The sequence below is a fragment of the Levyella massiliensis genome (assembly GCF_000308275.2).
Classification (GTDB): Bacteria; Bacillota; Clostridia; order Tissierellales; family Peptoniphilaceae; genus Murdochiella; species Murdochiella massiliensis_A.
Genome location: NZ_HG529490.1, coordinates 155,005 through 169,626 on the forward strand (window position 1 = coordinate 155,005; position 14,622 = coordinate 169,626).

Annotated in this window: 15 protein-coding genes; 10 read left to right on the plus strand and 5 right to left on the minus strand. The window is 49.9% G+C overall.

Annotation, left to right across the window (positions count from 1 at the left end):
- Positions 1 to 56 precede the first annotated feature (56 nt).
- The 9 genes from hslO to BN98_RS00800 all read left to right on the plus strand — a co-directional run bounded on the left by hslO (position 57) and on the right by BN98_RS00800 (position 7,216).
- Entirely contained in the window at positions 57 to 962 is a 906-nt protein-coding gene (hslO, locus tag BN98_RS00760; protein ID WP_019190235.1) for an Hsp33 family molecular chaperone HslO, read from the plus strand.
- Positions 956 to 1,900 (plus strand): hypothetical protein, encoded by a 945-nt coding sequence (locus tag BN98_RS00765; protein ID WP_154654933.1) that lies wholly within the window; start codon positions 956 to 958, stop codon positions 1,898 to 1,900. Before hslO ends, BN98_RS00765 begins: the two co-directional genes overlap by 7 nt.
- A gap of 118 nt (positions 1,901 to 2,018) precedes the next feature.
- A complete protein-coding gene (locus tag BN98_RS00770; RefSeq protein ID WP_019190233.1) occupies positions 2,019 to 2,297 on the plus strand; it encodes an HU family DNA-binding protein in 279 nt (92 codons plus the stop codon).
- A gap of 180 nt (positions 2,298 to 2,477) precedes the next feature.
- Positions 2,478 to 3,314, plus strand: coding sequence for a 3-hydroxybutyryl-CoA dehydrogenase (locus BN98_RS00775; protein WP_019190232.1), 837 nt, complete (start codon positions 2,478 to 2,480; stop codon positions 3,312 to 3,314).
- A 159-nt stretch (positions 3,315 to 3,473) separates the two neighbouring features.
- The gene (ybaK, locus tag BN98_RS00780) at positions 3,474 to 3,950 is read left to right on the plus strand and encodes a Cys-tRNA(Pro) deacylase (protein WP_019190231.1); all 477 of its coding nucleotides are present in this window, start codon (positions 3,474 to 3,476) and stop codon (positions 3,948 to 3,950) included.
- A gap of 8 nt (positions 3,951 to 3,958) precedes the next feature.
- Positions 3,959 to 4,567: a HutD/Ves family protein gene (locus BN98_RS00785; RefSeq protein ID WP_019190230.1), complete on the plus strand. Its 609-nt coding sequence runs from the start codon at positions 3,959 to 3,961 to the stop codon at positions 4,565 to 4,567.
- 8 nt (positions 4,568 to 4,575) lie between these two features.
- Positions 4,576 to 5,214: a formate/nitrite transporter family protein gene (locus tag BN98_RS00790; RefSeq protein WP_019190229.1), complete on the plus strand. Its 639-nt coding sequence runs from the start codon at positions 4,576 to 4,578 to the stop codon at positions 5,212 to 5,214.
- 140 nt (positions 5,215 to 5,354) lie between these two features.
- Entirely contained in the window at positions 5,355 to 6,194 is an 840-nt protein-coding gene (locus BN98_RS00795; RefSeq protein ID WP_019190228.1) for a bifunctional 5,10-methylenetetrahydrofolate dehydrogenase/5,10-methenyltetrahydrofolate cyclohydrolase, read from the plus strand.
- 14 nt (positions 6,195 to 6,208) lie between these two features.
- Positions 6,209 to 7,216 (plus strand): aminomethyl transferase family protein, encoded by a 1,008-nt coding sequence (locus BN98_RS00800; RefSeq protein ID WP_019190227.1) that lies wholly within the window; start codon positions 6,209 to 6,211, stop codon positions 7,214 to 7,216.
- Between the two features lie 123 nt (positions 7,217 to 7,339).
- Here BN98_RS00800 and BN98_RS00805 read toward each other — a convergent pair whose 3' ends face one another.
- Entirely contained in the window at positions 7,340 to 8,524 is a 1,185-nt protein-coding gene (locus tag BN98_RS00805; RefSeq protein ID WP_019190226.1) for an NAD(P)-dependent malic enzyme, read from the minus strand.
- 246 nt (positions 8,525 to 8,770) lie between these two features.
- Between BN98_RS00805 and BN98_RS07735 the strand changes: the two genes are divergently transcribed.
- Positions 8,771 to 9,199: a PaaI family thioesterase gene (locus BN98_RS07735; protein WP_019190225.1), complete on the plus strand. Its 429-nt coding sequence runs from the start codon at positions 8,771 to 8,773 to the stop codon at positions 9,197 to 9,199.
- A 9-nt stretch (positions 9,200 to 9,208) separates the two neighbouring features.
- Here the strand turns inward: BN98_RS07735 and BN98_RS00815 are convergent, their stop codons facing one another.
- From BN98_RS00815 to BN98_RS00830, 4 genes are all read right to left on the minus strand, one after another.
- Positions 9,209 to 10,714: a C69 family dipeptidase gene (locus BN98_RS00815; protein WP_019190224.1), complete on the minus strand. Its 1,506-nt coding sequence runs from the start codon at positions 10,712 to 10,714 to the stop codon at positions 9,209 to 9,211.
- Between the two features lie 177 nt (positions 10,715 to 10,891).
- Positions 10,892 to 11,968 carry a type 2 periplasmic-binding domain-containing protein gene (locus BN98_RS00820; protein WP_019190223.1) on the minus strand — a complete coding sequence of 359 codons (1,077 nt, stop codon included), beginning with the start codon at positions 11,966 to 11,968 and terminating at the stop codon, positions 10,892 to 10,894.
- A complete protein-coding gene (locus tag BN98_RS00825; RefSeq protein ID WP_019190222.1) occupies positions 11,965 to 12,675 on the minus strand; it encodes a 5-bromo-4-chloroindolyl phosphate hydrolysis family protein in 711 nt (236 codons plus the stop codon). The genes BN98_RS00820 and BN98_RS00825 overlap by 4 nt, the downstream gene beginning before the upstream one ends.
- A complete protein-coding gene (locus BN98_RS00830) occupies positions 12,675 to 14,327 on the minus strand; it encodes a substrate-binding and vWA domain-containing protein (protein ID WP_019190221.1) in 1,653 nt (550 codons plus the stop codon). Before BN98_RS00830 ends, BN98_RS00825 begins: the two co-directional genes overlap by 1 nt.
- Positions 14,328 to 14,622 lie beyond the last annotated feature (295 nt).

Consider the following 14,622-nt stretch of genomic DNA (forward strand, 5'->3'; position numbering starts at 1 on the left):
AAAGCCGGTGTCGTAAGACACCGACTTTTTTTTGTCTCAGAAATCGGAAGGGACCTATGAGAAATCAAGAGGGTAAAACAAGATTGGATGTGCTGTTACGTGCCATGGATGAAGCGGGCCATGTTCGTTTCTTCGTGGCCGACACCCGCAATATGGTGGAAGAGATGCGAAAAATTCATCATGCTTCCTTCACGGCAACAGCGGCGATGGGACGGCTGTTAACCATGATGACGTTGCTTTCTTTAAGCCTGGATAATGATGGCGATGCCCTGACCGTGAATATTAAGAGCGACGGCCCCGGTGGCTATTTGGTCGGCCTTAGCGATGTACCCGGGGAAGCTCGCGTTACCGCGCAAAACCCTGAAGCGGATTTGCCTTCGCGCACGACAGACGGTAAACTTGATGTGGGGCGTTGGGTGGGCAGGGACGGCACGCTGTCTTTTGTCCGCAGCTATGCGCTCAAGGAGCCCTTCTCGGGCATCACACCGCTCGTCAGCGGTGAAATCGCGGAAGATTTTGCCCAATACTTTTATCAATCGGAGCAAACCGCAAGCGTTGTATCGTTGGGGGTATTGGTAGCACCGGATGCCACCGTACAGCAAGCAGGTGGCATTTTCCTGCAGCTCATGCCGGATTGTACCGATGAAGAGGTGGGTCGATTGGAAACGGCCGTTGGCCAAATGCCCTCCATCACAAAAATTCTGGACGAGGGATTGTCACCGGAAGAGCTGTTGCAACGGTATTTTGCTGATTTCCATCCGACAGTGACCGAACAGCATACCCCACACTACGCCTGCCACTGCAGTCGCGAAAAAATGCATCGCGCCTTGCTTTCTCTGGATGTCGGTTCACGGCGCACGTTGGCCGAAGAGAATCACGGCGCCGAAGTGGTGTGCGACTTCTGCCGTAAAACCTATCAGTTCAGTGGCGATGCGCTGAAAAAGCCAGGTGAAACATGGTAGCGGCGTACGTAAACCGCAGACTTCGTGGAGCAACATTAGGAATGTGCCTCGGGCTGGGGCTTTTATTTCTAAGTGCCTGCAGTGCCCCTGACGTTGTCGCCAGTCTTGACGGTAAAACCATCTTGACCACGGAGGGCTTGATCGAACAGGCGAAAGCCATGGATCTGTGCTTACATGAAGGCAAGGCAACCCTTGCCGATCAGACGGATCAAGACAAGAATCGCTTTTATAAAGACGTCGCGCGTCAAATGATGACGGATGCGCTCATTGCTAAGGATGAGGCGCTTGTAACGAATAGCGATAAACTTTTTGCAGATGCGTGGAGTGAAGCAGTACAGCGTTTCGGCGGTGAAAAGGGGCTGCTCGCGCAATTGCAGAACTATCACATCTCCAAAGAGTATTTTTCGGATTCGTTGCGCAGTGTCGCTCGTCAAAAAGCCCATCGCACGGCATTTCATACGGCTCATCCGGTGACAGAAGATGCTGTAAAAGCATACTTTGAGAAACATAAAAAGGAGAGCGCCCTTTTGACCTATAGCCAGGTCACTGTGCCCACACGTTCGGAAGCCAAGGAAATAGTGCAAAAACTCAAGAATAGCCCGAAGGAAATTGCTGAATATGAGAGTGTGGTGAACAACGACCTCTTTGAACAAACCACGTTTCATCGCTATACGGATATCGGCTATGACGATCCTGACGTGGTTGACACCGATATTTTCACGCAGCCGTTGGGCAGCGTGGCCTTTTATTACGATGCTTCGCGGGAAATTTATGCGGTGGTGTATCTGGAGGGCCGTAAAGATGCATACAAAGATGTGAAACAAGCGGTGCAAAATAAGGTGCAGGAACAGCAATACCTGGAGTATTTGAACGCATTGGCCAAGAAATATGATTTGCGCTGTGATGTTAATTCCGTTCCACAGCAAACAAAACGATGATTTTGCTTGCAGCATTGCCGAAAATGGCAAAAAATAGCGCTTTATGGTTGATTCACCGGGGAGTTTTGGTATAATCTAACTACAGTGTTGAACTGGACATGATTTTAGGGAGGATATTATGAACAAATCTGAATTGATCGCTCAAATCGCAGAAAAAAGTAAATTGACCAAAGCAGAAGCTACCCGTGCTTTGGATGCCTTCACATCGACAGTGGTAGAAGCTTTAGTAGACGGTGAAAAGATTCAGCTGGTTGGTTTCGGTACTTTTGAGACACGTCAGCGCAAGGCTCGTTCCGGTCGCAATCCTCGCAACCCGGAAGAAACCATCGATATTCCCGCATCGGTTGCTCCTGTTTTCAAGGCAGGTAAAAATCTTAAAGAAGCGGTCAATAAGTAATAGTTTTCTGAGAAGGCGCATGCTGCGGCATGCGCTTTTTTTTCGCAACGAAGAACGATCGCCATCGGAATCGGGTATAAAACTCTCGTAAGAGTCGAGTCGTCTTGCTGACGAACGCTCGCCATGGCGAACATCGGTATGACGCCAGGAGAATAAGGCGAAACACGAAGGAGGATACGGATGAAGGTTGGTGTTATCGGTGCCGGCACGATGGGAAGCGGCATTGCTCAAGCTTTTGCACAGGCCGGCCATGAGGTCATGCTGTCGGATATTAAGATTGAATTTTCTGAAGGTGGAAAAAAGAAAATTCAGAAGAATTTGGATCACCAAGTTGCCAAGGGCAGAATGGAGCAGGCCAAAGCGGACGAAATGCTCTCCCGCATTACGCCCTGCCTCAATGATGACCTGAAGGATTGCGATCTGATTGAAGAAGCTGCAATCGAAAACATGAAGATTAAGCAGGAAACCTTCAAGCATTTGGATGAAATTTGCAAGCCGGAGACGCTCTTTGCTTCCAACACCTCTTCTCTTTCCATTACGGAAGTGGGCAAGGGACTTTCTCGTCCCATCATCGGTATGCATTTCTTTAATCCCGCACCGGTTATGAAACTGATTGAAGTGATTCCCGGACTGGAAACACCGGACGAAATGACGGAAAAATTTGTGGAAATTTCCGAGCAATTGGGCAAAACGCCGGTAACGGTAAAGGAAGGCCCGGGCTTTGTTGTTAACCGCATCTTGATCCCGATGATTAATGAAGGCATCGGCATTTATGCCGAAGGCCTGGCCAGTGCAGAAGGCATTGATACGGCAATGAAATTGGGCGCCAACCACCCGATGGGTCCCTTGGAATTGGGCGATTTGGTCGGCTTGGATATTGTCCTTGCCATTATGGAAGTCCTTTACAGTGAATTTGGCGATCCGAAATATCGTCCGCATCCGCTGCTGCGTAAGATGGTGCGTGCCGGCCGTTTAGGTCGTAAGACGGGCAAGGGCTTCTACGATTATTCGAAGTAAACCGTTGGAGCATGAAGCGGCAATACGCGATGGAGGTACCGAAACATCGATACGACCGTTTCATAGAACAAGGCTGGAGAAGGGGATTCGCATGGGCGGGTCCCCTTTTGATTAAAAATGGACGTGTATTCGCTATGTTCTTCGGAGAGGAGGTTAGCGATGAAAACCAATGTTATGCGTCGGTTGGATCAGGCAAAGATTCCGTATGCCGACTTTGAATACGATACGAGTGAAGGCATTACACAGGGAACCCGCCTGTGCGACAAAGAGGGGAGAGAACGGGCGCGTTCCTATAAGACCCTCGTCACGCGCGGCACCGAGCTTCATGTATTTGTCGTTCCGGCAGATCATCAACTGGATTTAAAGAAAGCGGCCCGCGCTGCGGGAGAGAAAAAGATTGAAATGATTCAGCAAAAAGAGCTCAAGCCCTTGACAGGCTATATTCATGGCGGATGTTCACCCATCGGTATGAAAAAAGCATATAGTACTTGGATTGATGCCTCTGCCGAGGACTTGCCTTTGATGGCCGTCAGTGGCGGTCAAATCGGCGTTCAAGTAGAAATCGAACCCAAGGCACTTTCCGCTTTCATCGATGCTCCCTTTGCAGACTTAACCGTTGAAGACATAGAGGAATAGGAGGAACTATGGATTACGTAGTCATTACACCGGAACAATTTGAAGTTTCTGATTGGTCGGGAGGTTCCACGACCCAGCTTTATATCGATCCCGCGGGCGACGACTTTAAAAAGCGTCAATTTGCGATCCGCCTTTCGTCCGCTACCTTCACGAGCACCGGTTCGACTTTCAGCGACTTTTCCGGTTATCAACGCATGATTTTTCCTTTGGTAGGAAGCCTCAGTGTCGATCATTCGGATCAGGGGAAACCTCTCTATGCGCGTCAATTGAAACCCTATGAAATCGAGAACTTTTCCGGCTCCTGGACAACAGAATCCACCAATACAGAGGACTGTGTGGACTTCAATTTGATCACGCGTGACGATCTCGTGTCACACACCACGGTGTTGCGCGAGGCGGCCGACTACGCACCGCATCATGCAGGTACTTTGCTGCTCTATTCTCGCAGCGCGTTTTCGGTAGAAGCTAAAGAAAAGAAGTCAGAAGAAACCACGCAGGTATCCGTTGATAAGGGCTGCCTGTTAAAAATTACCGAATCGGCAATTCTCTATCATTTGCATGTTACGCCCGGCGACGAACCGGTTGTCATTGGCGAAGTCAGCGCCGTAGAAGAATAGGGGAAGACATGAAAGACTGGAAAGAAATCTTGTTAAAAAGTCTTGCCGCAGGCATTATGATTGCCATTGGCGGCGCTGTTTTCCTGGCACAAAAGAATCCTATTATCGGCGCACTCTTTTTCACCGTCGGTCTCTTTACCATTGTGGAGTTTGGCCTTTTCCTTTTTACCGGAAAGGCCTGCTATCTGTTGCAAACGGATGCGGCTACCAACTGTCGTTTGCCTTTTATCTGGATCGGGAACTTTCTTGGCACCGGCTTTATAGCGCTTTTGCTTCGCATGACGCGACTGGCTCCGGCAATGACGGCTCGTGCACAGCAGATGGTCTCGATGAAAATGGCGGATTCCTTGCTGAGCCTTTTCCTCCTCGGTTGCTTCTGCAATTTGCTCATCTATATTGCCGTTGAGGGCTACAACCACAGCCGCTACGAAATCGGCCGTTATCTGGCCCTTTTTTTCGGCGTTGTCGTATTCATTCTGGCCGGCTTTGAGCACTCCGTAGCCGACATGTTCTATTTCTGGATGGCTGATGCTTGGAATCTCCAAGGCTTTATCGCCATTCTTGTGATTACCGCCGGCAATATCGTAGGTGGTGCTTTCCTGCCAACGCTGCGGAAGCTGGCAGAATCAAAAACAACTTCTAAATAATGCATTGGACGGGTCGCTTTCCTGTTACTCTCTAATTTTTTTCAAAAAGAAAGCGATCCGTTTTGTGATGAAATCTTTTTCCTGGGTACAACTGCAGTAGGCGATGGGGTAACAGAAAGGAGGAGGTTACGCAGAAATTATTGGGCAAAGAAGTTAATGCGGAGATAAAACAAAAGATACGCGGCATTCGTGAGCAGTGTCCGGTGAAGGACGTGCTGCCGACGCTGGCGGTGGTGCGCATTGGCAACAATCCTGGCGATATCAGCTATGAAAAGGGCATTCGCAAGACGATGGATGCGTTATCCATGGCGGTTTGCTCGGTAGGCTTGTCGCAGGAGACCGGCGAAGAAGAACTGGTGGCGACGATTGAAAAATTAGCGGAAGATGAAGGGATTCACGGCATTCTGCTGATGCAACCCTTACCGCAGGGCATAGATGTGGATCGCGTGAAGGCTACCATACCTCCTTCGAAAGATGTGGATGGGGCGACGTTCGATAATCTGGGACGTGTCTTGGCGGGGAATACGGAAGGCTATTCGTATTGTGCGCCGAGTGCGGTGATGGCGTTGCTGGACCATTACGAGATCCCTCTGAAGGGAGCAAATGTTGTGCTGATCGGCAGCGGCCTGGTGGTTGGGCGTCCGTTGGCATTGCTACTGGCGGATCGCTTTGCGACAGTCACGATGGCAAACGTTTACTCCAAAGATGTTCCGGAAATGGCCCAAAAGGCGGATATTCTGATTTCAGCCTGCGGTGTCGCGGGACTGGTGGACGCCACCTATGTCCATGAAGGGCAAATTGTTATTGATGTCGGAACAAGCCGCAAAAACGGGAAGATTTGTGGCGATGTGAATTGGGAAGAAGTGGCGCCCATTGTGAAGGCAGTCACGCCGACGCCAGGTGGCATTGGCAGTATTACGACACATATTTTGGCGCTGCATTTGATGCTGGCATGTGCAAGAGCATGTCAGAGTAAATAAGAAAGGAAGGACGTATGGCACAGGACTTAAAACGTAAAGAACATGAAGCGGTACGACAGGCAGTGGGCATTTACGATTTTACGCATCAATTGCTGGAAGTAACGGGCAAAGATGCCGGAGTCTTTCTGGATAAACTCTTTGTCAACGGCTTCTCGAATGCCAAAGTAGGACAAGCGAAATACACCACCATGCTCAATGAAGAAGGCATCATAGAGGACGATGTGATCATTTTCCGTCTCAGCAATACCTGCTACTGGATTTCGACGTTATACATTGATAAAATGATCGCCCATTTCGATGCGGTCAAAAAAGAGGAGGATGTTGCCTATCGCAATCGGACGCCGGAAACGTCCATGATTGCTGTGCAAGGACCGGATGCGCACAAGGTGCTGAATCGTTTGCTGGCAGAACCAGTGGATGATGTAAAACACTTTTATATGGCGGATAACCGACTGGGTGACCAAGAGATCAAAGTGGCACGCAGCGGCTTTACCGGGGAACTGGGCTATGAGCTTTATATTCAGCCGAATACGGTGGAAGAGACAATGAAAGCCTTGGAAGAAGCAGGCAAAAAGGTGGGCGTATCGGTGACGCGTATGACCACGGATGCCATTTTGACCAGCCTGCCGCGTGAAAAGGGCTACGTGCTCATGAGTGACTTGGAAGGCACCAATCCGCTTGAAGTCGGCTTTGACTGGACCGTGAATTGGAAGAAAGATTTCATTGGTAAAGCAGCGCTTGAAAAGGTAAAAAAGGAAGGCGCCAAACGCGCCTTACTGGGCTTCAAGACGGCGAAGGCGGACTTGGCTATTGAAGCAGGCACACCGGTGAAAAAAGAGGGAGAAAATATCGGTAAAGTGACCGTCTTTACGGAAGGCTATAGTGTAGGCGGCGGCATCGGCTATGCATTGGTCGATTTAGCTAAGGCGAAAAAGGGCGATACCGTCACTATTGGCGAGGTGGAAACAGCATTAACCGATCGCGTTTTCTACGACCCGGGCGATGAGCGCATGAAGGGCTGAGACGCTCAAATGGTTAAGGAAGTATTCAATAAAATGGCGGCACTTCAACGTCTTTACCGCTGAAGTGCCGCCATTTGTTTTTAACGGAGGAAGCGCATCCCTCTATAACAATCATCGATTCTTTTAATCTTCGCGAACCACGCCCATCTCTACGGCAATCTTTGCGACCTGCTCTGCGACCGCATCGGCAACCCCTTCTTCGAAGGGGCCAGGAATGACGTATTCTTCCGACAGCTTGTCTTCGGGAACTAAATTTGCTAGCGCGTGTGCCGCTGCCATCTTCATTTCCTCGTTGATCACCGTAGCGTGCACGGAAAGGGCGCCTTTGAAGAGACCCGGGAATGCCAGAACGTTGTTGACCTGGTTCGGATAGTCACTACGACCGGTGCCCACGACACGTGCGCCGGCTTCGCGTGCATCTTCATAGGTGATCTCCGGATCCGGATTGGCCATGGCAAAGATGATCGGATCACGGCGCATGGAGCGCACCATATCCTTGTTGATCTTATTCGGTACGCTGACACCGATAAAGATATCCGCCTTCTTCATGGCTTCTTCAATGGTCAGATCTTCACCATCGTTATTCGTGATCTGTGCCAAGTCACGATACAGCGGATTCGTATAGGTATCCGCATGCTTGCGATTCAAAATGCCCTTGCTGTTAAAGCCGTAGAAATTCGCAATGCCCAGTTTCTGCAGCATGCGAATGATGGAAGAGCCAGCCGCACCAACGCCGGAAATGACCACATTGCATTCCTCCGGCTTCTTATGCACTAATTTCAGCGCATTAATAACCGCAGCCGTTGTAATGATGGCGGTGCCGTGCTGATCGTCATGGAAAATAGGAATATTGCATTCTTTGATTAAAGTCTGTTCGATTTCGATGCAGCCCGGCGCTTTGATGTCTTCCAGGTTGATGCCGCCATACGTGGGAGAAATGGCTTTCACGATGTTAATAATTTCCTTGGGATCTTCCGAATCAATCAAAACCGGTACGGCATTGACGCCGCCGAAGCGTTTAAAGAGTGCGCATTTGCCTTCCATAACCGGCAAGGCAGCTTCTGCACCGAGATTGCCCAGTCCTAAGATGGCCGTGCCGTTTGTCACAACAGCTACGGTATTGCCTTTCCAGGTGTAGTCATAAATGGATTTGGGATTTTCAGCAATGGCACGGCACGGCTGTGCGACACCCGGCGAATACATCAAAGACAGATCATCTTGTGTTTCCAGCGGTGCCTTGAGCTCCGTGCTCATTTTTCCTTTTAGCTTTTTATGAAGCTCCAGTGAGCGTTCAAATACATCTTTCACGGACAGACTCCCTTCCTTTTTCCTGTTTTCCTGCGCGTATCGCGCTCGATCTCTTTTCCTCTATAGAGTAACGCATTTTAACGTCCTTGCCAACGGAGGGCAACGATTTCTCAGACCATCCCAAAGCCCGGAAAAAACTGCATTCTCTCATCATGGCGTAAAATGGGGTATCCTAAAGTAGAATGCATGAATATGAATCTGCCCTCTCGGCAGTTAAGAAAACGTTCAAAACGGAAAGGACGCCTTATGGAAATCTCACAAGACTTATTTGAACGCTTGGTCGATATACGACGCACCAGCAATCGCTTTATGGTCACCTCAGGCATTGAAATTACCGATGCCGGAGAAGGCACCGCCACCACGCGCTTAGTCACCAATGCCGAACAGCATCAGAACCCCCAGGGCGTGGTGCAAGGCGGCGTTCTCATGACCATGGCCGACGCTGCCATGGCTACCGCCCTTGTCGTCTATAACGATAAAGTTGCCACCATCGATATGAACTATCACTTCTTAGGCGCCGTTCACTCCGGCGACACCGTTCTCTGCCATGCCAGAATCATTAAACCCGGCCGACGCATCCTGGTAGCGGAAGCACATCTCTACGTGGGCGAACGCCTCGTCGGACATGCCACCGCTACTTTTGCGAGATCAGGAAAGAAAATGATTGAGGAATGATCCGACGTCTTAACGGTCTGCGCGCGCGAATGCGTTTTTCATCAGACGGCTGGTGACTTCGAGGACATTATCCAAAGCCGTATCGGTTTCTTCACGCAGCATCTTGGCAATGGCTTCGTTGGCTTCTTCAAGTAGAGAAGCACTGTCTTCATAGCTCATATCTTTCTCGAGCACCAACTTATCCCATTCTTCCAAAAGCTTGTAGCTGCGCCAGCCGACATTTTCCTGATAATGTTCGACATGGGCGATGTTTTGCGAAAAGTGGGGGTCGGACAGAGCGGCCATCAGGCGGCTTGCCCAGTAGAAGCTGTCGGTGGATACATGCGCCGGCGTATAGGTGAAATAGTGCGGCGCACGGTTCACATTGACATAGAGCGGGCAGAAGGCGTTAAACACATTGCTGGCAAAGGTGACCCATTCGATCGTGCGGCAAGATTCGGGCATGTAGGGACGAATCTGTACGCAAGCAAGCTGGGAATTGCGATTGATGCCAATGGGACGGAAGAGCCCGTGCAGGGAGGTATCGCCTTTGCTGCCGTAGGGATCGTAGGGCGTGCCCTGATAATGGTTGGAGAGAATTTCCTTGACGTCTTCGACGGTAATCTTGCGCTCGGCAACACGGCACCAGGGAATATCGTCGGCGGTCGGACGATAATCGGCATCCAAACCGTCCCAGCGATTTTCCGTCGGATTGAGGAATCGCTGCGCAACCCAGGCACGCGGGGTGTTGTAGACGTGATCGGCATCCGAGTGGCTGCCAAAGGCATCACGCGGGTTGAAGTCCTGATCAAACGAGAGATTCAGATGATGCTTCTCCATGAACTCCTTGAGGTCCTCGGAGCAGAGATAGTCTTTTTGTGCGCCATAGGCGTCTTCGAAATCGAAATGGTCGAGGCCCAGCTGATTGGGCATGATGACATAGCAATCGTCCGGGACACGCCGTGCCATCCAATGATGGCCACCGATGCTCTCAAGCCACCAGATTTCATTGACATCCTGAAAGGCAATGCCGTTGTTTTCATAGGTGCCGTATTTCTCAAGAAGGGAGCCTAAGCGCAGCACGCCTTCACGGGCGCTTTTGATATAGGGCAACACGATAGTGACCATATCTTCTTCGCCAATGCCGCCGGCAACTTCCGGTACATAGCCTTCTTCGCCTTCTTTGCCCTGGGCAGGAATGTATTCGACCATGGGATCGGCGCCCTGAACGCGCACATTGGTGGTGAGCGTTTCGGTTGCGGACATGGAGACGTTGCAAGTATTTACGCCCACGGCGGCCCATTGACCGATTTTCAAATCGGCATCCGGCATGGCCGTGTAGCGCATCGGATTTTCCGGAAGGGGAATCTCCACATGGGACAGCACAGAGCGATAGACTTTCGGCTGATTTTCCGGCAGAACAACCTCAAAGCGCTTTGCTGTAAAGCCGTCGCTGCCGCAATCTTCGTTGCGCGCAACCAATGTGGAACCGTCATAACTGGCCTTTTTACCGACCAAAATAGTTGTACAAGCCATAGCAATCCTTTCTATTCTATGTTTCAGAGCAGTGAAATATTTAAGGGACAGCAAAAAGGGATCGGTTTGCTGACCGACCCCATTATAAACGATACATCGCAGAAAAGGCACGTTGCCGTCCATGATAGATGATCCCTCGCGGGACCTGTACCGTGCGTAGTTCTCTTGCCAATGGCATCATCGAATGCTTTGCATCAGCTTTTGCATCACGGCATAGGAGGGCATGGGCATGACGCCCGTAATGTCCTTGGGAACGCCTTTTACCGGAAAGAGAGAGGTGTCCGCGGTGCCCGCAGCAATCGTGCGAAAACCGTGATTTTTCCAAGCCATTGCCTGCACTTCTTTTGTCAGAAGCGCATCCATGCCCTTCTTGCCATTTTCCGTTAACGCCACATAGACGTGATCCGCCCAGACGGTGGGAGTAGGATAAAGCAGGACCAGATCGCTCTTGACCTGCTGAAACAGATCGGGTTCCATGCGGGTGAGTTCCAAAATCTGATTTTCATAGCCGGCCACGATGGGATAGGCGCCGACGCCTTGCTTTAAAAATTGGTTAAACATATCGCTCGAAGAGGATTGCATATGGCCGATCTCTTGATAGATGCGGCGCACGGTTTCTTCGACCTGCGGCAGGGTATCTTCGGTGACCACTTTGCCGTTATTGATGCTGTTGGCCAATAGGCCGAGGAACATATTGCCAGAGTTCGAGGCATTCGGATCTGTGGTGTCCACCAGCACATTGCCGTAGAGCTGCGGCAGACCGATACTTTCCCAACTCGTGCCTTTGGCAATCAGTGCCGCCAGACTTTTCATATTAACGTAATAAATCCCTTCGCGCTGCGTCACCACCTTTTGCTTCATCAGAGCGTCCACCACCGGTTTACGGGAGTAAAGCACCAGTGGCGTATTGAAGATGATATCGCTGGCGACGGCGGTGCCGCCCTGTTCCTTGTAGATTTCAGCAGCCATCTTACTGGCTGGGAAGAGGTAGTCATAGTTTTCTGCATTGTGATTCTGTGCGGTTTCCACCGCCATAGCGATGGAGCCGGCTTTGCGATAATCCACGTTCAGGTGATTTTTCTTCTTCATCGTGTCCAGAAATTCCTGACTCTGAAACAGGCCGATTTTTTCGCCGCCAAGCAGACCGTTAATGGCTACATCCTTCGGCTGATTCGCAACAAAAAAGATATAAATGGCGGCCACTACGGCCACAATGCCCAATATTCCGACGCCGATCCATTTGTTTCGGTTCATTTGCGTCCTCCTCCCATTTCGATCGTCTCTTCCAGCAGATCGGACTCTTCTTCCAAATCCTGTATCGCATCCAGGTGGTACCCATCGCGCTGATTGGTGAAGAGCGTTTGCAGATATTCGATCGCCGTAAACGTTTTGGTGCGAATGGCACTGAAGGTATCGTCCGAAATGTGTGCATTCTGCATTTCCACATAGTTTTTGAGGATGCGATTGGCCGTGGACAGGTAGTATTCCAGAAAATGCTCGGAAGGCAATATCTTATCCGGATGTCCGGTCAGATAGAAGAAGATATCCATGCCCACACGCACTAAACTATCGATTTTTTTGAAGAGAGCGCCATCGGTGATGCGATATTGCAATTGGCGCATTTCATCTAAATTTTTGCGGGTTTCTCGAAACACACGAAGCGCTTCCTGCCCGTTTTGGATCTTATACACGGGCGTCGTACCGATACGATCCACCGAGCGCGTCATAAATTGCAGAGCAACGGTTAATCCGGCGCCGATTAATAGAGCTATGGGAAAAGCCCAATGCAGCACCAGCAGTAAAAACAGGAACACCAGAGAACCGACGATACCCGCTAAGACCGATTTTCCGATGCCTTCACGCGGTGTGGCACCATTCGAGGCATCCAGCTCTGCCCGTGCATCCGCTTCCTTTTGCGCCGACAGGATCAGTTTAATACGATCAAAGAATTTTCCGGCCATCAGTTATATCCCTTTACAGCGCGGAACGCCTGAATAAGATTTTCCCGCCCGTCAAATGTTCTTGCTTTGGTCAGCTCCGCCAAACGCTTCATCTCGTCTTCATCCGCACTGCCAAAGAGAATCGGAAAAATTGGAATACCGAGATTTTTCTCTTCATAAGAGCGGTTAAAATCCTCGAATGTCATGCTGCCATTGGCCTGCCCGTCCGTCATCAATACGATCGCAGGAATGTAATTTTGGAGCAGCTCGGCATGCTTTGCGTAATAGTCCATCGCATAGTCTAAGGCTTCATACAGCGATGTACCGCCGCGAGGTTGAAAATCCTTCGCATAGTTGTACAGTTCTGTTTGATCGCTGCCGATCGCCTCTTTTTCCCGATGCACATCTGACGCAAAGGGCACCAGGACTGTCTTATCCTTGGACGTCCCTAAGAGCAAATCTTTCTTGGCGTTTTCCGGCAATAGAATTTCCTGCAGCGCATACATCATGGCGTTGTAGCCAACACCTCTCATGCTGCCCGAATAATCCAAAACGTAAATCGTGTACGCAGGCTTTTTAAAGCTCGTCTGATAGAGATCGAGCGCTTGCGTGATCACAGCGTTTTGCGGTAAACGAATGGGCGCCAAGAGGCGATCCGGCTGAATACCCCATTCCTTTTTATACAATCCTTGATTTTGCTCGCTCACTTTTCCGAACGCATTGCGCTTACCGGTTCGTTCGATTTGCGCCTGGCCTTCATTGCTCAATAAATAGTTTTGAAAATCCAGAAAGTCCTTCTCTTTCTTCTCATTGCCCTTATCCACATAGGCCAGCGGCGAATCCGAGAGAGAAATGCCATCTACAGGATAGATGGCAGTAAGCGGTTCCTGCCCCTTAGCAACAAGCTGCTGATTGGTTTGAATGATGAGCTGTTCATAGTTCACCATCGCATCAAATCCGCCCTTTAAGAACAAATCCACGAGCCAGTTGGACGACCCGGAGGAGCGATTAACGCCCGTCAAAAATTTCGTAATGCGTTCCTGCAATTTCGGATTCTCCAGATCCTCTTTGGAAATCCCGTCTTTCGGGGTATCCGACAATGCCGTTAGAAACGCCAGATACGCACTGGCACCAGAGTTAGATTGCGTTGCCGACGTCATGGCAAATTTTAATTTGCCGTCGCTGATGCATTTTTCAATTTCTGCCATCGTCACATCGTTGCGATCCGCGAGGCCCAGTTCTTTAGCCAGGGAGGCGCGAATCCCGAAAATCACCGGTGTTACCGCGATGGTCTCCATATGCTTGAGCACATGGTTTTTGTCACCCATATTGAGCCACAATAAAGAAGCCGGCCAGACAGCGTCGTAGGGATTGTCTTTATTATCCAGCAGGCGCATGATATCCAGTGATCCCAGATAGTCGATGGCAATGCGCTTGCCGCTTTCTTTTGCATACGTTTCAAAAATCGGTTCCAGCACTTTCATCTCCGAACCGGCTACGATTTTAAGAGGGTCGCCGGAGCCGGCCTGTGTGGTGAAATCGCTGGAGGAGTGAGTATTGCTGCCGTTTTCTGTATTTTCTTTATCCAATTCATCGCAGGCGGTGAGGAAGAGACAGGGAATCAACACGATGGCGAAAAGCAGTAACAGAGAAGTCCGGGATTTCTTTTTCATTTGGATTCCTTTCGGTTTATATTCCCTTAACGAAAAAACAGGGGATGAAATGCAGGATAAACAAATCTTATTATCCTTTATTATAGCCAATAAACGTTGAAAAATAGCCGTTAGAGAGGCGCCCAGTGTAAAATGCGGGTGATGAATATGTTATAAGTATGTAAGATTTTAATGAAGGCGTCATGGCTTGCGTATGCCGAGAATAACGTAAAGTATGGGGCTCGATCGACGGCCTTTCCGGATTAGGGTAAAATAATGGCGATAAGAAGCGCTTCGGTCTAAGTAAGTTGAGGAA

What these genes read in the sequence shown, in the direction of transcription:
- BN98_RS00785 (WP_019190230.1), top strand. Translation starts at nt 3,959, where the DNA reads ATGGATTACGTAGTCATTACACCGGAACAATTTGAAGTTTCTGATTGG.
- BN98_RS00775 (WP_019190232.1), top strand. Translation starts at nt 2,478, where the DNA reads ATGAAGGTTGGTGTTATCGGTGCCGGCACGATGGGAAGCGGCATTGCT.
- BN98_RS00815 (WP_019190224.1), bottom strand. Translation starts at nt 10,714, where the DNA reads ATGGCTTGTACAACTATTTTGGTCGGTAAAAAGGCCAGTTATGACGGT.
- BN98_RS00790 (WP_019190229.1), top strand. Translation starts at nt 4,576, where the DNA reads ATGAAAGACTGGAAAGAAATCTTGTTAAAAAGTCTTGCCGCAGGCATT.
- BN98_RS07735 (WP_019190225.1), top strand. Translation starts at nt 8,771, where the DNA reads ATGGAAATCTCACAAGACTTATTTGAACGCTTGGTCGATATACGACGC.
- BN98_RS00825 (WP_019190222.1), bottom strand. Translation starts at nt 12,675, where the DNA reads ATGGCCGGAAAATTCTTTGATCGTATTAAACTGATCCTGTCGGCGCAA.
- ybaK (WP_019190231.1), top strand. Translation starts at nt 3,474, where the DNA reads ATGAAAACCAATGTTATGCGTCGGTTGGATCAGGCAAAGATTCCGTAT.
- BN98_RS00765 (WP_154654933.1), top strand. Translation starts at nt 956, where the DNA reads ATGGTAGCGGCGTACGTAAACCGCAGACTTCGTGGAGCAACATTAGGA.
- BN98_RS00800 (WP_019190227.1), top strand. Translation starts at nt 6,209, where the DNA reads ATGGCACAGGACTTAAAACGTAAAGAACATGAAGCGGTACGACAGGCA.
- BN98_RS00820 (WP_019190223.1), bottom strand. Translation starts at nt 11,968, where the DNA reads ATGAACCGAAACAAATGGATCGGCGTCGGAATATTGGGCATTGTGGCC.
- BN98_RS00770 (WP_019190233.1), top strand. Translation starts at nt 2,019, where the DNA reads ATGAACAAATCTGAATTGATCGCTCAAATCGCAGAAAAAAGTAAATTG.
- BN98_RS00830 (WP_019190221.1), bottom strand. Translation starts at nt 14,327, where the DNA reads ATGAAAAAGAAATCCCGGACTTCTCTGTTACTGCTTTTCGCCATCGTG.
- hslO (WP_019190235.1), top strand. Translation starts at nt 57, where the DNA reads ATGAGAAATCAAGAGGGTAAAACAAGATTGGATGTGCTGTTACGTGCC.